The 16558-nt window shown below is 64.9% G+C and carries 15 protein-coding genes; 13 read left to right on the top strand and 2 right to left on the bottom strand.

Going from position 1 to position 16558, the window contains the following annotated elements:
* Positions 1-2 precede the first annotated feature (2 nt).
* Both HNO53_RS16675 and HNO53_RS16670 read left to right on the top strand, forming a co-directional pair.
* Positions 3-2600, top strand: coding sequence for a TRAP transporter permease (locus tag HNO53_RS16675; protein WP_209478692.1), 2598 nt, complete (start codon positions 3-5; stop codon positions 2598-2600).
* Between the two features lie 12 nt (positions 2601-2612).
* Positions 2613-3041 (top strand): universal stress protein, encoded by a 429-nt coding sequence (locus tag HNO53_RS16670; RefSeq protein ID WP_209473712.1) that lies wholly within the window; start codon positions 2613-2615, stop codon positions 3039-3041.
* Positions 3042-3058: 17 nt separating this feature from the next.
* On the opposite strand, the gene HNO53_RS16665 is transcribed toward HNO53_RS16670, so the two are convergent.
* Complete coding sequence (locus HNO53_RS16665) at positions 3059-4375, bottom strand: NAD(P)/FAD-dependent oxidoreductase (RefSeq protein ID WP_209473711.1); 1317 nt, start codon at positions 4373-4375, stop codon at positions 3059-3061.
* Between the two features lie 10 nt (positions 4376-4385).
* Complete coding sequence (locus tag HNO53_RS16660; RefSeq protein ID WP_209473710.1) at positions 4386-4757, bottom strand: c-type cytochrome; 372 nt, start codon at positions 4755-4757, stop codon at positions 4386-4388.
* Between the two features lie 237 nt (positions 4758-4994).
* Here HNO53_RS16660 and HNO53_RS16655 point away from each other — a divergent pair, with 237 nt between their 5' ends.
* The 11 genes from HNO53_RS16655 to HNO53_RS16605 all read left to right on the top strand — a co-directional run bounded on the left by HNO53_RS16655 (position 4995) and on the right by HNO53_RS16605 (position 16526).
* Positions 4995-5807 (top strand): DUF2189 domain-containing protein, encoded by an 813-nt coding sequence (locus HNO53_RS16655; protein ID WP_209473709.1) that lies wholly within the window; start codon positions 4995-4997, stop codon positions 5805-5807.
* 94 nt (positions 5808-5901) lie between these two features.
* Positions 5902-6441 (top strand): putative pterin-binding protein, encoded by a 540-nt coding sequence (locus HNO53_RS16650; RefSeq protein WP_240549009.1) that lies wholly within the window; start codon positions 5902-5904, stop codon positions 6439-6441.
* Positions 6442-6468: 27 nt separating this feature from the next.
* Positions 6469-8652, top strand: coding sequence for an ATP-binding protein (locus HNO53_RS16645; protein WP_209473708.1), 2184 nt, complete (start codon positions 6469-6471; stop codon positions 8650-8652).
* 198 nt (positions 8653-8850) lie between these two features.
* Positions 8851-8922, top strand: a complete 72-nt coding sequence (gene pqqA, locus HNO53_RS16640; protein ID WP_209478690.1) for a pyrroloquinoline quinone precursor peptide PqqA — start codon at positions 8851-8853, stop codon at positions 8920-8922.
* Positions 8923-8994: 72 nt separating this feature from the next.
* On the top strand, positions 8995-9924 hold the full coding sequence (gene pqqB, locus HNO53_RS16635; RefSeq protein WP_209473707.1) for a pyrroloquinoline quinone biosynthesis protein PqqB: 930 nt from the start codon (positions 8995-8997) through the stop codon (positions 9922-9924).
* 57 nt (positions 9925-9981) lie between these two features.
* Positions 9982-10749, top strand: coding sequence for a pyrroloquinoline-quinone synthase PqqC (pqqC, locus tag HNO53_RS16630; protein ID WP_209473706.1), 768 nt, complete (start codon positions 9982-9984; stop codon positions 10747-10749).
* Entirely contained in the window at positions 10746-11021 is a 276-nt protein-coding gene (gene pqqD, locus HNO53_RS16625; protein ID WP_209473705.1) for a pyrroloquinoline quinone biosynthesis peptide chaperone PqqD, read from the top strand. Before pqqC ends, pqqD begins: the two co-directional genes overlap by 4 nt.
* A complete protein-coding gene (pqqE, locus tag HNO53_RS16620) occupies positions 11014-12168 on the top strand; it encodes a pyrroloquinoline quinone biosynthesis protein PqqE (protein ID WP_209473704.1) in 1155 nt (384 codons plus the stop codon). The genes pqqD and pqqE overlap by 8 nt, the downstream gene beginning before the upstream one ends.
* A gap of 120 nt (positions 12169-12288) precedes the next feature.
* Entirely contained in the window at positions 12289-13452 is a 1164-nt protein-coding gene (gene ercA / locus HNO53_RS16615) for an alcohol dehydrogenase-like regulatory protein ErcA (protein WP_209473703.1), read from the top strand.
* A 16-nt stretch (positions 13453-13468) separates the two neighbouring features.
* Positions 13469-15202: a PAS domain-containing hybrid sensor histidine kinase/response regulator gene (locus tag HNO53_RS16610; RefSeq protein WP_209473702.1), complete on the top strand. Its 1734-nt coding sequence runs from the start codon at positions 13469-13471 to the stop codon at positions 15200-15202.
* A 175-nt stretch (positions 15203-15377) separates the two neighbouring features.
* A complete protein-coding gene (locus HNO53_RS16605; protein WP_209473701.1) occupies positions 15378-16526 on the top strand; it encodes a porin in 1149 nt (382 codons plus the stop codon).
* The last annotated feature ends 32 nt before the right edge of the window (positions 16527-16558 follow it).

Raw genomic sequence — 16558 nt, 5'->3', positions numbered from 1 at the left:
TAATGACTGACGAAAAGACACATCCACAAAAGTCCGAGGTGGATCTCGAGGATATGGTGGCCTCGAGCGACTCGGGGGCTCGCAAGCCGCTCGGCGCGCCAGGCAGGCTGCTGGTCGGCGTTGCCGCCGCCTGGTCGCTGTTTCAGCTCTGGATCGCCTCGCCGCTGCCTTTCATGGTCGGCTTCGGTGTCTTCAACGCAACCGAGTCGCGCTCGATTCACCTGGCCTTCGCCATTTTTCTGGCCTTCCTGGCCTATCCGGCGTTCCAGCGCTCACCGCGCGATCGCATTCCGCTGCCGGACTGGGGACTGGCCCTGGTCGGTGCCTTCTGCAGCCTGTATATCTTCATTTTTTACGACGCGCTGGCCCAGCGACCTGGCGCCCCCATCCTGCAGGACGTCATCGTTGGTATCACCGGTATACTGGTCCTGCTCGAAGCGACCCGGCGCGCTCTCGGCCCACCGCTGATGATCGTGGCTTCGGTCTTTATCCTCTATACCTTGCTCGGTCCCTACATGCCGGGCATCCTGGCCCACCGTGGGGTCAGCCTTTATGGGCTCATCAATCACCAGTGGCTGACTACTCAGGGCGTATTCGGCATTGCCCTGGGCGTCTCCACCAGTTTCGTGTTCCTGTTCGTGCTGTTCGGTGCCCTGCTCGATAAGGCGGGCGCAGGAAACTACTTCATCAAGGTGGCCTTTTCGCTGCTCGGCCACTACAAGGGCGGGCCTGCCAAGGCCGCGGTGGTGGCCTCCGGCATGACGGGGCTGATTTCCGGCTCATCCATCGCCAATACCGTGACCACCGGTACCTTCACCATTCCGATGATGAAACGGGTCGGCTTCTCGGCCGAGAAGGCCGGTGCGGTGGAGGTGTCGTCCTCGGTGAACGGCCAGATCATGCCGCCGGTCATGGGGGCTGCGGCCTTCCTGATGGTGGAATACGTCGGCATCTCCTATGTGGAGGTGATCAAGCATGCCTTCCTGCCGGCGCTGATTTCCTATATCGCACTGATCTACATCGTCCACCTCGAGGCGCTCAAGGCCAATATGAAGGGCTTGCCGTCGAGCAATCCCGCGCGCCCCTTCCTCAACAAGGCGATTGGCTTCCTGACCGGCCTGCTGCTGCTGATGGGGCTCTCGTTTGCCGTCTACTATGGCCTCGGTTGGCTCAAGCCGGTGCTGGGCGATGCCACGCCCTGGGTAGTGGGGATCATCCTGGCCGTCGTCTATGTCGGCCTGCTCAAGCTCGGCTCGTTCTACCCGGAGCTGGAACTCGACGACCCTACCTCGCCGGTGATCAACCTGCCGCAGACCCGGCCAACGGTCATGGTTGGCCTGCACTACATCCTGCCGGTGGTGGTGCTGGTCTGGTGCCTGATGGTGGAGCGCCTCTCGCCGGGGTTGTCGGCCTTCTGGGCCACCGTGCTGATGATCTTCATCATGCTCACCCAGCGACCCATCACCGCCTTTTTCCGTGGCCGTAGCCGCCTGGCGGCCGACATCAAGGAGGGCTTCGTCGACCTGTGGGACGGGCTGATCGCCGGTGCGCGCAACATGATCGGCATCGGCATCGCCACGGCGACCGCGGGGATCGTGGTGGGGGCGGTGTCCCAAACCGGCGTGGGCCTGGTACTGGCCGACGTGGTCGAGATCCTGGCCATGGGCAACCTGTTGCTGATCCTGCTGTTTACCGCCCTGCTCAGCCTGATCCTGGGCATGGGGCTGCCCACCACCGCCAACTACATCGTGGTGTCGGCGCTGATGGCCCCCGTCATCGTGTTGCTGGGCCAGCAGAATGGCTTGATCGTGCCGCTGATCGCTGTGCATCTGTTCGTCTTCTACTTCGGCATCATGGCTGACGTGACACCGCCGGTGGGGCTGGCCTCGTTTGCCGCGGCCGCGGTGTCCGGAGGAGATCCTCTGCGCACTGGCTTCCAGGCGTTCTACTACAGTCTGCGTACCGCGGCGCTGCCGTTCCTGTTCATCTTCAATACCGACCTGCTGCTGATCGAGGTCGACTGGCTGCAGGGAATGGTGATCTTCGTCATCGCGACGATCGCCATGCTCATCTTCGCCGCCGGCACCCAGGGCTATTTCCTGGTGCGCAGTCGCTGGTACGAGTCGCTGCTGCTGCTGCTGGTGGCCTTCACCCTGTTCCGCCCCGGCTTCTGGATGGATCGCATACACGACCCCTACCGGTCGGTACCGCCGCAGCAGTTCGTCGAGGCCCTGGGCAATGTCGACGAAGACAGCCAGCTAAGGGTGCAGATCGAGGGCCTGAACCCCTACGGCGAGCCAATGACCACCTATATCCAGGTACCGGTACCCCGCGGCGACACTGCCGAAGAGCGCATGCAGCGCCTGGGATTCGAGCTGTTGACCGAGGACGATCGAACCCTCGTCGACTTCGTCGAGTTCGGCAGCACGGCCGAAGATCTCGGCTTCGATTTCGACCAGGAGATCGTCGAGGTATTGGCCCCGGTGGATCGCTGGGCCAAGGAGTGGATGTGGTTGCCGGGCTTCCTGGTGTTCGGCTTGGTAGTGCTGTTGCAGCGTCGGCGGCGCCAACGGCAGCCGTCGACCGCCCAGGCAGCTTGAGGAGGGGAGACGATGTACGACAAGATAATGTTGCCGGTGGACCTCAATGAGGAAGCTTCCTGGGCCAAGGCACTGCCCACGGCGCTGACCCTGTGCCGCACCTTCGGTGCCTCGTTGCACGTGGTGACGGTGCTACCGGATTACCACATGCCGCTGGTCGGTTCCTATTTCCCCAGCGATTTCGAGGAGAAGGCGCACCAGGCCCTGTCGCAGGCGCAGCACCGCTTCATCCAGGAGCATGTGCCAGAGGACGTCAAGGTGCAGTCGGTGATCGTCGACGGCTCACCCTGGGAGGCGATCGTCAAGGCGGCCAAGAAGCTCCAGGTCGACCTGATCGTCATGGCCTCGCACAACAAGCGCAAGTTCGCCGACTACGTGCTGGGACCCAATGCCGAACACGTAGTGCACCACTCGAAGATGTCGGTGATGATCGTGCGCTGAGCTGGCGTGCCGGGACATCAGGCCTTGGTTCCCCAGGTGTCCTGGCAGATCGCGTTGTACCAGCCGATGGCGTACTCGGCTTCCAGGGCGCGAGTGGTCCTGGAGGCATCCTGCGGACTCAGGCCGCCGGCTCCTGCGACCTCGGCAATGACGCCGTCCTGAACGCGATAGACGCCCGCCTCCGAGACGGCATACTCGGGACCAATCAGGCTGTAGCAGGCATGGGTCCAGTACGCTTCCGGTGCCGGGCGTGCCTCCAGTGAGGCGGCAACGGCTGCCGCCACTACCTTGGCCTGGGCGCTGGCACAGAAGGCCGACTTGGGCATCGGGTCGGCAATGGCGGCGTCGCCGATGACGAAGACATCCTCGACGTGCTGCGACTCGAAAGTCTCGGGCTTGACTGGTGCCCAGCCTGAGTCGTCGGTCGTGCCGGCACGCTCGGCGATCGTGCCGGCCTTCTGCGGTGGTATCACGTTGAGCACGTCGGCCCGATGCACGGTGCCGGACTCGGTCTCGACCTCCCGGCGTGCGGCATCGACCCGGATAGCGCGACCGCCGCCCGAATGCCCCACCCACTCGATGCGATCGCCATAAAGCTCCTCCCACCCCTGCTGGAACAGCGCCTGCTTGGAGAAGCTGTCCTTGGCGTCGAGAATCAGTACCTTGGCTTTCGGCTTGTACCGGGCCAGGAAACTGGCCACCAGACTGGCGCGCTCGTAGGGGGCGGGTGGGCAGCGGTAAGGGTTGGCCGGGACGACCATGACGAAGGTACCCCCTTCTTCCATGGCCAGTAACTGTGAGCGCAGCAGCTCCGTCTGGGCGCCGGCCTTCCATGCATGCGGTGCCTGCTGGGCGGCTGCCTCATCGTAGCCCTCCAGCGCGTTCCAGCGGAAGTCGATGCCCGGCGAGAGAATCAGACGGTCGTACTCCAGCTCGCGACCGGTGGACAGTCTCGCCGTATGGGCGGTGGGGTCGACATCATCCACGCTGGCATGGATTACGCGAACCCCATGGCGATCCTTGAGTTCGTCATAGACCTGGGCGAGGGACTCCATGCTGCGTATCCCGCCCAGGTACAGATTGCTGGCGGGACAGGTGTGGAAGACCTCGGCGGGCTCTACCAGTATCACTTCGATGGCGGGATTGGCCCGTTTGAGGTACTTGGCTGCGGTGGCACCACCAAAGCCGCCTCCCGCCACGACCACCTGTCCGGCATGCTGATTGCCGATGGTGAAAGGGGGCACGCTGCTGATCAGGGGCAGCAGCGAGACGGCTCCAAGACCCTTGATCAGCTGGCGCCGGTCGAGGCCCGAACGTGGGGAATGCTGCGTCATGGCGTACGTCTCACTCCTGCTGCTGTGGTTCGGTATCCCCGGTGTCGTCGGCTTCTTCCGGGTCGATAGCGGAAAAATGCTCGGCCAGTACGGCCAGCTCGTCGTCGGTGAAGCCCTTGGCGATGCGATCCATGATGGTGGCATCGCTCGCTTCGTCGTGCTTGAACGCGAGCAGCCGCGCTTCGAGAACGGCCGCCGGTCTTCCGGCAATGGTTGGCACGCTTCCAACCAGGCGTCCGTCGGTGCCGTGGCAGTTGGCACAGCCGTCGGCCATCAGGGCGGTACGTTCGGTGGAGGAGGTGGTTTCGGCAAGGCAGGGGAGGGCGACTCCCGATAGCGCAACGAGCAGCGCCGAGGATGCCAGGTGAAGAGTCCGTTTCATCGGCAGGTCCTGAGTAGCATGTCCTTGGTTGGACCACGCCTTTGGCGTGCCCGTTCATGTGAGGACGACATGCATGAGTTGAGCAGGTCGACCTGTTGCGTTGACAACTTCGCGCGGCAGTCTTGCGTTCGGTCAACTACATTAAAACTGCGTTAAGACAACAAGACGTGATCCGGACCTCCCGGCCGGTAGAACGCTCGCATCGTCCTTCTCATGGCGACCAGACGGGGTACGACAATGAACGCAGCCGCAAGAAGCGCCGGACAACCCTCCACTCCCAACGTCAAGATCATCATCAACTCGATCGGCATGGACAGGCCCAAGGCCTGGTTGCTGGCCGGTTTCGAGGATTTCCGCCAGGCCGCCGCCGTCAGCCTCGCCTACGGCATGTTCTGGGTCGGTTTGAGTATCGCCATCACGGCGGGTGCCATCGTGCTTGGCCTGTGGCACTGGCTGCTGCCGCTGGTGGCAGGCTTCATGTTCCTGGGGCCGCTGGTAGCGGTCGGTTCCTACGGTATCAGTCGTGCCATCGAGGAGGGCCGCGCTCCGCATCTGGGTGACGCCTTCAGTGCTTGGCGTCCGCACGCCGGGCAGTTGGCGATGATGGGCGTGATGATGATGATCTTCTTCCTCGCCTGGATTCGCCTGGCCACGCTGCTGTTCGCGCTCTTCTTCGGTTTCGAGGCGCCTGGGGCGACGGAGCTCTACGCTTCGCTGTTGACCACCCCCGACGGGCTTGGCCTGATAGCGGTAGGCACCGCGGTGGGGGCCGTGCTGGCTTTCGGTGCCTTTACGATCAGTGTGGTCGCGATCCCGACCCTGATGGATCAGGATCTGACCTTCATGGAGGGCATCGAGGCCAGTATACGTGCCGTCGCACGCAATTTTCGTCCCATGCTGCTGTGGGCCCTCATCCTGACTGCATGCGTCCTGGTGGGCGTGCTCACCTTCTATATCGGCTTGGCCTTGATACTGCCCGTGCTGGGACATGCCAGCTGGCACGCCTACGAGGATCTGGTGCGCTGTGAGCAGAGAGACGGGAATCCGTGACGATGGGGCCGCAGGGGGATCGCCCCCTGCGGCTCGACATTGCCGCTGAGGAACTGAACTTCTCTTGGGATTCGAGTAGGCTTGGGGCTTCATCATGAATACGGAAGCCCCACCGATGCATGCCCTGTGGCCCTGCCGCGCCGTCCTGACCCTTAGCCTACTCCTGTGCAGCATCACGACCGCCGCGCTGGCTGAGTCCCTGCCTCCCCCGGAAGGCGAGGTGCTGCTCAGGGTCACGGGCGACCTCGACCATCCCAACGTCGGAGCTGAGCTGCACCTCGACCGCGCGATGCTGATGGCGCTCGACCAGGGCGTGATCGAGACGAGCACGCCCTGGACCGAGGGCGTCGGTCGATTCGAGGGTCCATTGCTACGGGCTCTGCTTGAAGTGGCCGGTGTTGACAGCGAGCATGTGCGGATCCGGGCGTTGAACGATTACGAAGCCGAGGTGCCGGTAGCCGACTTTCACCAGTACGGCGTGATTCTGGCGATGAAACGTGATGGGGCGCCCATTGCCGTGCGTGATCTGGGTCCTATGTTCGTCCTCTACCCCTTCGATGAGCACCCTGAGTTGCTCAACGAGACCATTCGCCACCGCTCGGTGTGGCATGTGGGCAGCGTCCATGTCCCGTAATCTTGGCCCGATGCGAGGCATCGTCGCATGCTGCGTTATCCGCTACGCCTGAAGCTGGTATCAGCGGCGGCGCTGATCTTCTTCACGGCCGCTCTGGTGGTGGTGGGGCTGGCAGCCTGGCGCCAGGAGCAGCTCCACCAGAGCGTGATCGAAGATGCGGCTTGGCACGCCTACAAACTCGATCGTGACGTTACGCAACTGCGTAGCGACCTGGCCTTGAAAGCGGCCAATGCGCGCTCCCTGTCGTCGGTGAGGCTGCGTTTCGAACTGATCTACAGCCGCGTCAATCTGCTGCAGCGCGGCGACATCAGCCGAGCGGTCGCCCAGGTGCCCCTGGCCGACCGATTGCTGTCCGACCTGATCGTGCGTATCGATGACCTGGATCGCCTGCTTGAAGAGATCGGGCAGTTGGAAGAGGAAGAGCGCTGGGTCTTGTCCGACCGGCTGGAGCGGGTAGGGGGACTGACCGAGCAGTTGATCATTGCCGTCAACGGCCATCTTGCCGAATCGGCGACTCATGATCGCAAGGTGCTGCAGACCCTCTACGCCCTGCTATTGGCGCTGATCCTTGCCATGAGCCTGGCCGCCATGCTGGTGATCGTCTTTCTGGTACGCGAGGCGCGTGACAATGCCCAGGCGCGCCGCTCGCTGGAATCTCTGAGTCGCAAGCTGCAAACCACTGCCCGTCGGGCCGAGGCCGCCAGCCAGGCGAAGTCGGAATTCCTGGCCACGGTCAGCCACGAGATTCGCACGCCTCTCAACGGCGTCATAGGCATGAGCGATCTGCTCCTGGACCAGCCGATCGACGCACAGTCGCGCGAGTATGCCCGCACGCTGCACGTCAGCGCGGCGCGTCTGCTCGAGTTGATCAATGACATTCTCGACTTCTCCAAGATCGAATCGGGCAAGCTGGAACTCGAGCGACGCGCCTTCCGCCTGACTGCGCTGATCAGGGATGCCTGCGAACTCTTCACCCCCCGCGCCAGGGCCAAGCGGCTGGAGCTGGTCACGTATGTGTCGCCTGACCTGCCCGAGCCGCTGATGGGCGACCCGACACGCTTGCGCCAGGTGCTGCTCAACCTGCTTTCCAATGCCATCAAGTTCACCGAACAGGGCGAGATCCGTATCGAAGCCAAGGTGAGTGCGCAAGGACGCCTGAGCCTGGCGGTCTGCGATACCGGCCCTGGCATACCCGAGGACAAGCAGGCGTGGCTCTTCGAGCCCTTCCGGCAAGGTGATGCCTCGACGGCAAGGCGCTATGGCGGTACCGGGCTTGGGCTGGCCATCTGCCGACGCCTGACCGAGGCCATGGGGGGCAGCATCGGCGTCGATAGCCATCTCGGCCGCGGTAGCCGTTTCTGGCTAGAGCTGCCGCTGGAGCCGTCCCACGACGAACAGGAGCCGGAAGCGCCCGAGCCGGCGAAGCTGGAGCCGGCGATAGGTGTCAGGGTATTACTGGTGGAAGACGACCCGGTGAACCAGCAGGTGGCGGTAGCGCTCCTCGAGCGCCATGGTTGCCAGGTGCGTGTGGCGGAGAGCGGTAGCAAGGCGCTGGCACTGGCCGCCAGAGAGACTTTCGATCTGATCTTCATGGACGTGCAGATGCCCGGCATGGATGGGTTGGAAACTACCCGGCGCTTGCGGGCGGCCACTGGCTGGAGTGCCAGAGTGCCGATCGTGGCAATGACCGCAGGCGGACCGGGCGCCGAGCGCGAGCGCTGCCTGGCCGCGGGGATGACCGACTACCTGACCAAGCCGCTGCGGCGAGATGAACTGGCGGCGTCGCTTCGGCATGGCCTGGGCGGGCGAGCGAGGGCTGACTTGCCGGTTTTGCTTGTGGAGGAGAACTCGCCTGACGGTATCGTGGATGAGGCCGTGCTGGTCGATTTGCGGGCAACACTGGGCGCGGAGGCGCTCGATACACTGTTCGGTGTCCACCGCGAGCAACTGCAGCAGCATATCGACAACCTTCGGTCCGCCTGGGAGTGCGGCGACATGACGCGATTGGAGGAAAGCGCACACCGTATCAAGGGCGAGACCGGCAGCGTCGGCGGGTGCCGGCTGGCCGCAATGGCCCAGCGCCTGGAGCGATACGCCCATGCTGGGCAGCATCACGAGGCGGGTATCGAGCTCCGCGCCTTGCTGGCCGGTATTCCCGTCACGCTCGAGGCACTCGAGCAGTGGCGGAATGCCCACGTGGAGTCTCGCTAGCCGGGACTCGCGCAGATACCTGGCTTGGTCTGCGTCGCGCCTGCCGCGAGTGCGCTCCCAACTTCCCGACTGACGCCAATGTAGGAGGCAGCCTCCCTCCAAAGTACTGCCCCCCGAACTCTCCCTGAATGCTTTACTGGGTTCGAGTCGTTGCCGCAAGGCACGGCTGTCACCCACCCTGCCGACAGGAGAGACACCATGTGGACCAAGCCCAGCTATCGCGACCTGCGCCTCGGTTTCGAGGTCACCTTGTATATCGCCAATCGCTGATCTCGATTGTGGATCATGTCATCTGCGAACGGGGCTGAATGGCCCCGTTCTGTTCGAGGGGGGGGAGACGTCATGCAGGTGCTCATACTCGGCTCGGCCGCCGGGGGCGGCTTTCCGCAGTGGAACTGCAACTGTGACAACTGCCGCGGGGTGCGCCAGGGGCGCGCCGGCCTGCGCCCCAGAACGCAATCCTCGATCGCCGTCAGCATGGACGGCGAGCGCTGGCTGCTGTGCAACGCCTCGCCCGATATCCGCGCGCAGCTCAATGCTCATCCGGCGCTCTGGCCGACCCGTGGCCTGCGTGACAGCGGCATCGCCGAGGTGCTGCTGGTGGATGCCCAGATCGATCACGTCAGCGGGCTGCTGTCGCTGCGCGAGGGCTGCCCGCTGGACGTCTGGTGTACCGCTAGCGTTCACGGCGACCTGGTCGAGGGGTTCCCGCTGTTTCCCATGCTCTCCCACTGGAACGGTGGCCTGGCCTGGCACGAGATTCCCATGACCCAAGATGCGCCGAGTTGCACCTTCCAGGTGCCAAGCTGCCCGCAGCTGGACATCACGGTCCTGTCGCTGCACTCCAATGCGCCACCCTATTCGCCGCGTCGCGGAGCACCGGCGGCCGGCGACAATCTGGGACTGCTGTTCCGCGACCGGTCGACGGGCAAGACGCTGTTCTATGCCCCCGGCCTGGGGCAGCCGAGCGCCGCGGCAAGGGCGCTGATGGCCGAGGCCGACTGCGTGCTGGTCGATGGCACGCTGTGGCACGACGACGAGATGATACGCCTTGGCATCACCGACGCCACCGGAAGCGAAATGGGTCATCTGGCGCTGGCCGGGGAGGGCGGCATGATCGAAGAGCTCGATGCCTTGCCGGCTTCGACACGGCGCATTCTGATTCATATCAACAACACCAACCCCATCCTCGACGAAACCTCCGCCGAGCGCGCCGTACTCGCGCAGCACGCCATCGAGGTGGCCCATGACGGCATGCAGTTCACCCTGTAGCGACCGGGCCAGCACCTCGCCACAGACCTCTACCAACAACCACAAAGGGGGCCCGAGATGAACGTCGCTCAAACACCAAACGCCGCTGCACTGTCGCCCGAGGCCTTCCGCCAGGCGCTGATGGCCAAGGGGGCCTACTACCACATTCACCACCCCTACCAGGTCGACATGGCCGAGGGGCGCGCCACCCCGGAGCAGATTCGCGGCTGGGTGGCCAACCGCTTCTACTACCAGGTGATGATTCCGCAGAAGGACGCGGCGCTGCTGGCCAACTGCCCCGATGCCGCCACGCGCCGCCGCTGGATCCAGCGCCTGCTCGACCACGACGGTCGTAATGACGACGCCGGCGGCATCGAGGCGTGGCTGGCACTGGGCGAAGCGGTGGGGTTGTCCCGCGAAGAACTGATGTCCCAGCAGCATGTGCTGCCTGGCGTTCGGTTTGCCGTGGACGCCTACGTCAACTTCGTGCGCCGGGCGAGCTGGCAGGAGGCGGCCATCTCGTCGCTGACCGAGCTGTTCGCTCCCTTGGCACATCAGAGTCGGCTGGACACCTGGCCGGGCCACTACCCCTGGATCGACGAGGCCGGCTACGGCTACTTCCGCAAGCGCCTGAAGGAGGCGCGGCGTGACGTCGAGCACGGGCTGGAGGTGGCACTGACGGTGTGCACCAGCGTGGAAACCCAGCAGCGCGCCCTGGAGATCCTGCAGTTCAAGCTCGACGTATTGTGGAGCATGCTCGATGCCATGACCCTGGCCTACCAGCTCGAGCGACCGCCTTACCACAGCGTCACCGACCAAGCCGTGTACCACCGGGGGCTGGCATGAACGCACGCGATGTACCGACGCTACGCCCCGGCTGGCGTTTGCAGTGGGAACAGGCCCAGGAACGCTACGTGCTGCTCTATCCCGAGGGCATGGTGCAGCTCAACGAGAGTGCCGGCGCGATCCTCTCATTGGTCGACGGTGAACGGGATGTCGCCGCGCTGATCGACGAGCTCAGCCGGCGCTACCCCGAGGCGTCGAGCGAAGAGCTCGCCCAGGACGTCATCGATTTCTGCGTCGACGCCATGCAACAGGGCTGGATTCGCCATGTCTGAGATCGCCCGCTCCCAGGCCGGTGAGGCAAGCGGCAGCGGTCAACCGCTGTGGCTGCTCGCCGAGCTGACCTACCGCTGCCCGCTGCAGTGCGCCTACTGCTCCAATCCGCTCGACTTCGCCGCGGTGAAGGAGGAGCTCTCCACCGAGGAGTGGATCGATGTCCTGACCCAGGCCCGCGCCATGGGCGCCGTGCAGATGGGCTTTTCCGGCGGCGAGCCGCTGGTGCGGCGCGACCTCGAGACGCTGGTGGCCGAGGCGCGCCGCCTGGGCTTCTATACCAATTTGATCACCTCCGGGCTGGGGCTCGACGAGGCGCGCATCGAGGCGCTCCACGCGGCCGGACTCGACCATATCCAGATCAGCCTGCAGGCCTCCGACCCCGACGTCGCCGCGGCGGTGGCCGGCTCGCCCAAGGCCCACGCCAAGAAATTGGCCATGGCCCGATCGGTCAAGGCGGCCGGCTATCCCATGGTGCTCAACGTGGTGCTGCATCGCCACAACATCGACCGCCTCGACGAGATCATCGCCCTGTGCGACGAGCTGGGCGCCGACGCGGTGGAGCTGGCCAACTGTCAGATATACGGCTGGGCCCACCTCAACCGCGAGGGCTTGCTGCCCAGCCGCGAGCAGCTCGAAACGGCCGAGGCCACCACCGCACGCTGGCGCGAGCGTCTCGCCGAACGTGGCCGCGACATGCGCTTGCTGTTTGTGGTGCCCGACTACTACGCCGAGCGGCCCAAGGCGTGCATGGGCGGCTGGGGCGCGATCTTCATGACCGTGGCACCCGACGGTGCGGTACTGCCCTGCCACAGTGCACGCATGCTGCCGATGAGTTTTCCCAACGTGCGCGACCGGGGCCTCCGGGAGATCTGGTACGACAGCGAGGCGTTCAATCGTTACCGCGGCGACGGCTGGATGCGCGAACCCTGCCGCAGCTGCGACGAGCGCCACCAGGACGTCGGCGGCTGCCGCTGCCAGGCCTACCTGCTCACCGGCGACGCCACCGCCACCGACCCGGTCTGCTCGCTGTCGCCGGACCACCACCTGGTCGAGGCCGCTCGCCGCGAGGCAGAGGCCGATCAACGTCGTGTCGAGCAATTGACCCAGCGCAGCGTGCGTGCGTCGCGGGTGTTCTGTCGCCAGTGAGTCGTCATGCGACTCTGCCGGTGCGCATGAGGCTGAGACCATGGATGTAGGGAAGCGCCCGATGGCATCGGGTACTCTCAGCGATGACACCCATGACAACGACAACGAGGTGCGGGCGCCATGTCGAACAGCATCGCCCAGTTACGCAAGTTCGTGGCTCCGGAGATCATCTTCGGTGACGGCTCTCGTCATGCCGTTGCCAACTACGCCCAGACCTTCGGGGCGCACCGCATCCTGCTGGTTTCCGATCCGGGGGTGCTGGCCGCCGGCTGGGTCGCCGAGGTCGAGGCCGATCTGGCCGCCTGCGGCATCCCTTGTCATCGCTTCCTGCAGGTGTCGCCCAATCCGCGCGCCGAGGAGGTCATGGCAGGTGCTCGCGTCTACCGCGACTATGGCTGCGATGCCATCGTCGCGGTGGGCGGTGGCAGCCCGATGGACTGCGCCAAGGGCATCGGCATCGTGGTGGCCCACGACGGGCACATTCTCGACTTCGAGGGGGTCGACACCATTCGCGTGCCGATTCCGCCACTGATCTTCATTCCTTCGACGGCGGGCACCTCGGCCGACGTTTCCCAGTTCGCGATCATCTCCGATCCCCAGCGGCGCATGAAGTTCTCGATCATCAGCAAGTCGGTCGTGCCCGACGTCTCGCTGATCGATCCCCAGGTCACGCTGACCATGGATCCGTTCCTCACCGCCTGTACCGGGGTCGATGCGCTGGTGCACGCCATCGAGGCCTTCGTCTCCACCGGCAGCGGACCGTTGACCGACAGCCATGCGCTGGAGGCGATGCGCCTGATCAATGCCAACCTCGTGGCACTGGTGGACAATCCACACGACGGGGAGCTGCGAGCCCAGGTGATGCTGGGCAGCATGCAGGCGGGGCTGGCCTTCTCGAATGCCATCCTGGGGGCGGTACACGCCATGTCGCACAGCCTGGGCGGTTTTCTCGACCTGCCCCACGGGCTGTGCAACTCGATGCTTCTCGAGCATGTGGTCGCCTTCAACTTCGAGGCGGCTCCGGAGCGCTTCATTCGGGTGGCGCAGACGCTTGGCATCGATTGCCGCGGGCTATCTCAGCAGAGCATCAAGCAGCGGCTCATCGCTCATCTGGTCGAACTCAAGCGGGCGGTAGGGCTCGCCGGAACGCTGGGCAGCGCCGGAGTGAGCAGCAGCGACGTGCCGTTTTTGGCCGAACACGCCGTGGAGGATCCTTGCATCCTCACTAACCCGCGGCGCTCCTGCCTGCGGGACGTGGCGGTGGTCTACGAAGAGGCACTCTAGCGCCTTGGGAGGCCGTTTGAAGAAACCTTCCGACCCGGATGGACTCTCGGTCAGCGAGTTGATCGGTCTCGGCAGCCAGTCGGCGCGCAAGAGCTACTACCCCGAGCTGACGGCACGCATGTCAGAGCTCGAGGCAGAGCGCAACCGCTACAAGTGGCTGTTCGAGAATGCCCTGCACGGCATCTTCCAGGCATCGCTGAACGGCGGGCTGCGGGCCGCCAACCCCGCACTCGCATGCATGCTGGGCGACGGCGATGTTGCTACCACTCTGGCGCGCTGTACCACCCTGGCGGCCCTGTTCGTCGACCCCGCGGATGCCCGCGAGGTGCAACGGCGACTGCTCGATGAAGGTCGGGTCGTGGGCTACACGACGCACCTGCGCGGCGAGGGAGGGCGCAGTGTGCCGGTGGCCATGACGGTGGTACAGAAGCCATCGGCGGACGACGAGCTGGTGATGGAGGCCTTCGTCGCCGACATCACCGAGCGCGAGCAGGCCAGGCGTCGCCTCGAGCAACTGAACGAGCAACTCGAGGCGCGCGTCCAGGACCGTACCCGTGAGCTGGAACGGCTCAACGACGAACTGCGCCAGGAAATCGCCGAGCGTCGTCGCATCGAGGTCGAGCTGCGCGAGGCGCGTGACGCCGCGGAGCAGGCCAACCGCAGCAAGGATCGCTACCTGGCCGCCGCCAGCCATGACCTGCTGCAGCCGATGAACGCCGCGCGCCTGCTGGTCGCCACCCTGCTCGAACGTCGTCTGGAGACCGAGGTGCAGGAGCTGGCGCAGCGCATCCATCTATCGCTGGAGGGCGCCGAGGAGCTGCTGACCGACCTGCTGGATATCGCCCGTCTCGATCAGGACCGTGTCGAGCCGCAGTTGGAACCCTTCGCCCTGCGCGAACTGACCGAATCCCTGGCGGCGGAGTTCACCACGCTGGCCGACAGCCAGGGGCTCGCGCTGCGTAACTGCGTTGCCGATGCCTGGGTCGTCAGCGACTATCGCCTGCTGGCGAGGGTATTGCGCAATCTGCTCTCCAATGCCTGTCGCTATACGCCCCAGGGCCGGGTACTGCTGGGGACGCGTCGTCGCGGCGGTGCGCTGTGGGTCGAGGTCTGGGACAGCGGCACCGGGATCCCGGCGGATCAGCTCGACGCGATCTTCCGCGAATTCCACCAGGTCGAATCGCGCCACGCCCGTGACCGCAAGGGGGTGGGGCTGGGCTTGGCCATCGTCGAACGCATCGTCGCACGACTCGAGCATGAGGTGACGGTACGCTCCTGGCCCGGGCGGGGCTCCTGCTTCGCGGTGCGCGTACCGTCGGGCACGCCGGGTTGCCAGCCACGCTTGGCAGCGCCAGCTATGCTGCCCAAATCGGATCTGAGCGGCTACCGGGTGCTGGTGGTCGACAACGAGCCGAGTATCCTGGCCAGCATGCAAGGGCTGTTGGAAGGCTGGGGCATGACCTGTTCGCTGGCGGTGGATGCCGAGGAAGCGCTCGCCGTATCGCCGCCGGATCTCCTGCTGGTAGACCTGCACCTGGATGACGGGGTGACCGGTGACGAACTGGTGTGGCGCCTGCGCGAGCACTGGGATCACCCACGACTGCCCGCGGTCGTTCTCACCGCCGAGCGCAGCGACGCCTGGCTGCAGCGCCTGCGCGCGGCTGGCCTGCCGTATCTCAACAAGCCGCTGCGCTCAGGCAAGCTGCGGGCCGTGCTCAGCCAACTGCTCTCCAGCGGAGTCGACCCATAGGGCGACATGCCGCCAATGTCCTGCTTGCGTACCGAGGCGTAAGGCTTCGGTATCAGCCACCAAGGCCAGTCATCCCTCCCTCCCAGGAGGCATGGAGGTGAAGCAAAGCGCTCCGGATACTCCCTCCCGGGGGCCGCAATCCGTGGTCCTGCAAGGAAAAGGGAGAACAATCAAAATGCGTATGCAAACCCCATTGTCGCTGGGCCTGGCCGCCGTGTTGGCCGCCGCTGCCCATACCGCCCAGGCGGAGATCACCCTCTTCGAAGGCGATAGCACCCGTTTCAGCGCCGATGGCTACATCAATGCCTTCTACGTCAATACCGAGGTCGATGCGGCCGACTCTCGCTTCGACCGGCGCCAGTCGCGGGTCAAGATGGGCTTCTTGCCCAACTGGATCGGCTTCAATGCCTCGCGGGAGGTCGGTGCGCTGACGCTGGCGGCCCGTTCCTCCTTCTGGGTGACCATCAACGACAGCGACGACAACGGTACCGAGACCGGCATCGATGTGCGTCAGTTCTACGGTACCATCGAGGGGGACTGGGGCGAGGTGCTGGTGGGCAAGGACTTCGGCCTTTTCGCCCGTTCCAATATCTTCCTCGACCAATTGCTGTCCGGTCATGGACAGGTCAGCGACACCCTGGGGCTGGTGGATTTCGGTGGCGTCTCGTTCGGCAACATCGGCTCTGGCTACCCCTATCCGTTTCCCTCCGCCCAGATCACCTATCGTACGCCCAAGGCCGGTGGACTGCGCCTGGCCGCGGGTATCTTCGACCCGGTGCATACCGCCGACGAGAGCCCGCTGGGGCGCCGCTACGAAGAAGCGCCGCGCTTCGAGTCCGAGCTCACCTGGGAAACCACGCTGGGGGGTATCGATGTCTACACCTGGCTGAACGGTCAGTACCAGACGTCCGAGAACAGCGATGACGATGTGGACGAGGTGACGTCGCGCGGTCTGGGCTATGGCGTGCAGGCCGCCATGGGGTCCCTCACGCTTAGCGCGTCGGGGTTCAATGCCAAAGGCATCAATGCCTTCTTCACCAACAACGTGGGCAATGCGGCGCTGCGCGAAGTGGACAGCGACGGCTACCTGCTGCAGGGCGGCTATCGTTTCGGTGCCAACCGCGTGGCGCTGTCGTTCGGCGAGACCGAGGACGAGCAGAGCGGGCTCGAGTTCCAGACGCGCGGCCTGGCGCTGTTCCATGACATCAACGACTACTTGACCCTGGTCGGCGAGGTCAATCGCCACGACATCACCGCGCTGGACGGTGGCAGTGACGTCGAGCAGACCGACACCGTGGCGCTGGGCGTCACCATGTCCTGGTAGGCCGTCTACTACCTAGGTATGCCACTGGGCGT

This window comes from Billgrantia antri, from assembly GCF_017868935.1.
Taxonomy (GTDB): domain Bacteria; phylum Pseudomonadota; class Gammaproteobacteria; order Pseudomonadales; family Halomonadaceae; genus Halomonas; species Halomonas antri.
The sequence above is the reverse complement of the archived record's forward strand: the minus strand, read 5'-3'. Positions and strand labels throughout refer to the sequence as shown.

What these genes read in the sequence shown, in the direction of transcription:
- ercA (WP_209473703.1), top strand. Translation starts at nt 12,289, where the DNA reads ATGTCGAACAGCATCGCCCAGTTACGCAAGTTCGTGGCTCCGGAGATC.
- HNO53_RS16675 (WP_209478692.1), top strand. Translation starts at nt 3, where the DNA reads ATGACTGACGAAAAGACACATCCACAAAAGTCCGAGGTGGATCTCGAG.
- HNO53_RS16655 (WP_209473709.1), top strand. Translation starts at nt 4,995, where the DNA reads ATGAACGCAGCCGCAAGAAGCGCCGGACAACCCTCCACTCCCAACGTC.
- pqqE (WP_209473704.1), top strand. Translation starts at nt 11,014, where the DNA reads ATGTCTGAGATCGCCCGCTCCCAGGCCGGTGAGGCAAGCGGCAGCGGT.
- HNO53_RS16665 (WP_209473711.1), bottom strand. Translation starts at nt 4,375, where the DNA reads ATGACGCAGCATTCCCCACGTTCGGGCCTCGACCGGCGCCAGCTGATC.
- HNO53_RS16670 (WP_209473712.1), top strand. Translation starts at nt 2,613, where the DNA reads ATGTACGACAAGATAATGTTGCCGGTGGACCTCAATGAGGAAGCTTCC.
- HNO53_RS16605 (WP_209473701.1), top strand. Translation starts at nt 15,378, where the DNA reads ATGCGTATGCAAACCCCATTGTCGCTGGGCCTGGCCGCCGTGTTGGCC.
- HNO53_RS16645 (WP_209473708.1), top strand. Translation starts at nt 6,469, where the DNA reads ATGCTGCGTTATCCGCTACGCCTGAAGCTGGTATCAGCGGCGGCGCTG.
- HNO53_RS16660 (WP_209473710.1), bottom strand. Translation starts at nt 4,757, where the DNA reads ATGAAACGGACTCTTCACCTGGCATCCTCGGCGCTGCTCGTTGCGCTA.
- pqqB (WP_209473707.1), top strand. Translation starts at nt 8,995, where the DNA reads ATGCAGGTGCTCATACTCGGCTCGGCCGCCGGGGGCGGCTTTCCGCAG.
- pqqD (WP_209473705.1), top strand. Translation starts at nt 10,746, where the DNA reads ATGAACGCACGCGATGTACCGACGCTACGCCCCGGCTGGCGTTTGCAG.
- HNO53_RS16650 (WP_240549009.1), top strand. Translation starts at nt 5,902, where the DNA reads ATGAATACGGAAGCCCCACCGATGCATGCCCTGTGGCCCTGCCGCGCC.
- pqqC (WP_209473706.1), top strand. Translation starts at nt 9,982, where the DNA reads ATGAACGTCGCTCAAACACCAAACGCCGCTGCACTGTCGCCCGAGGCC.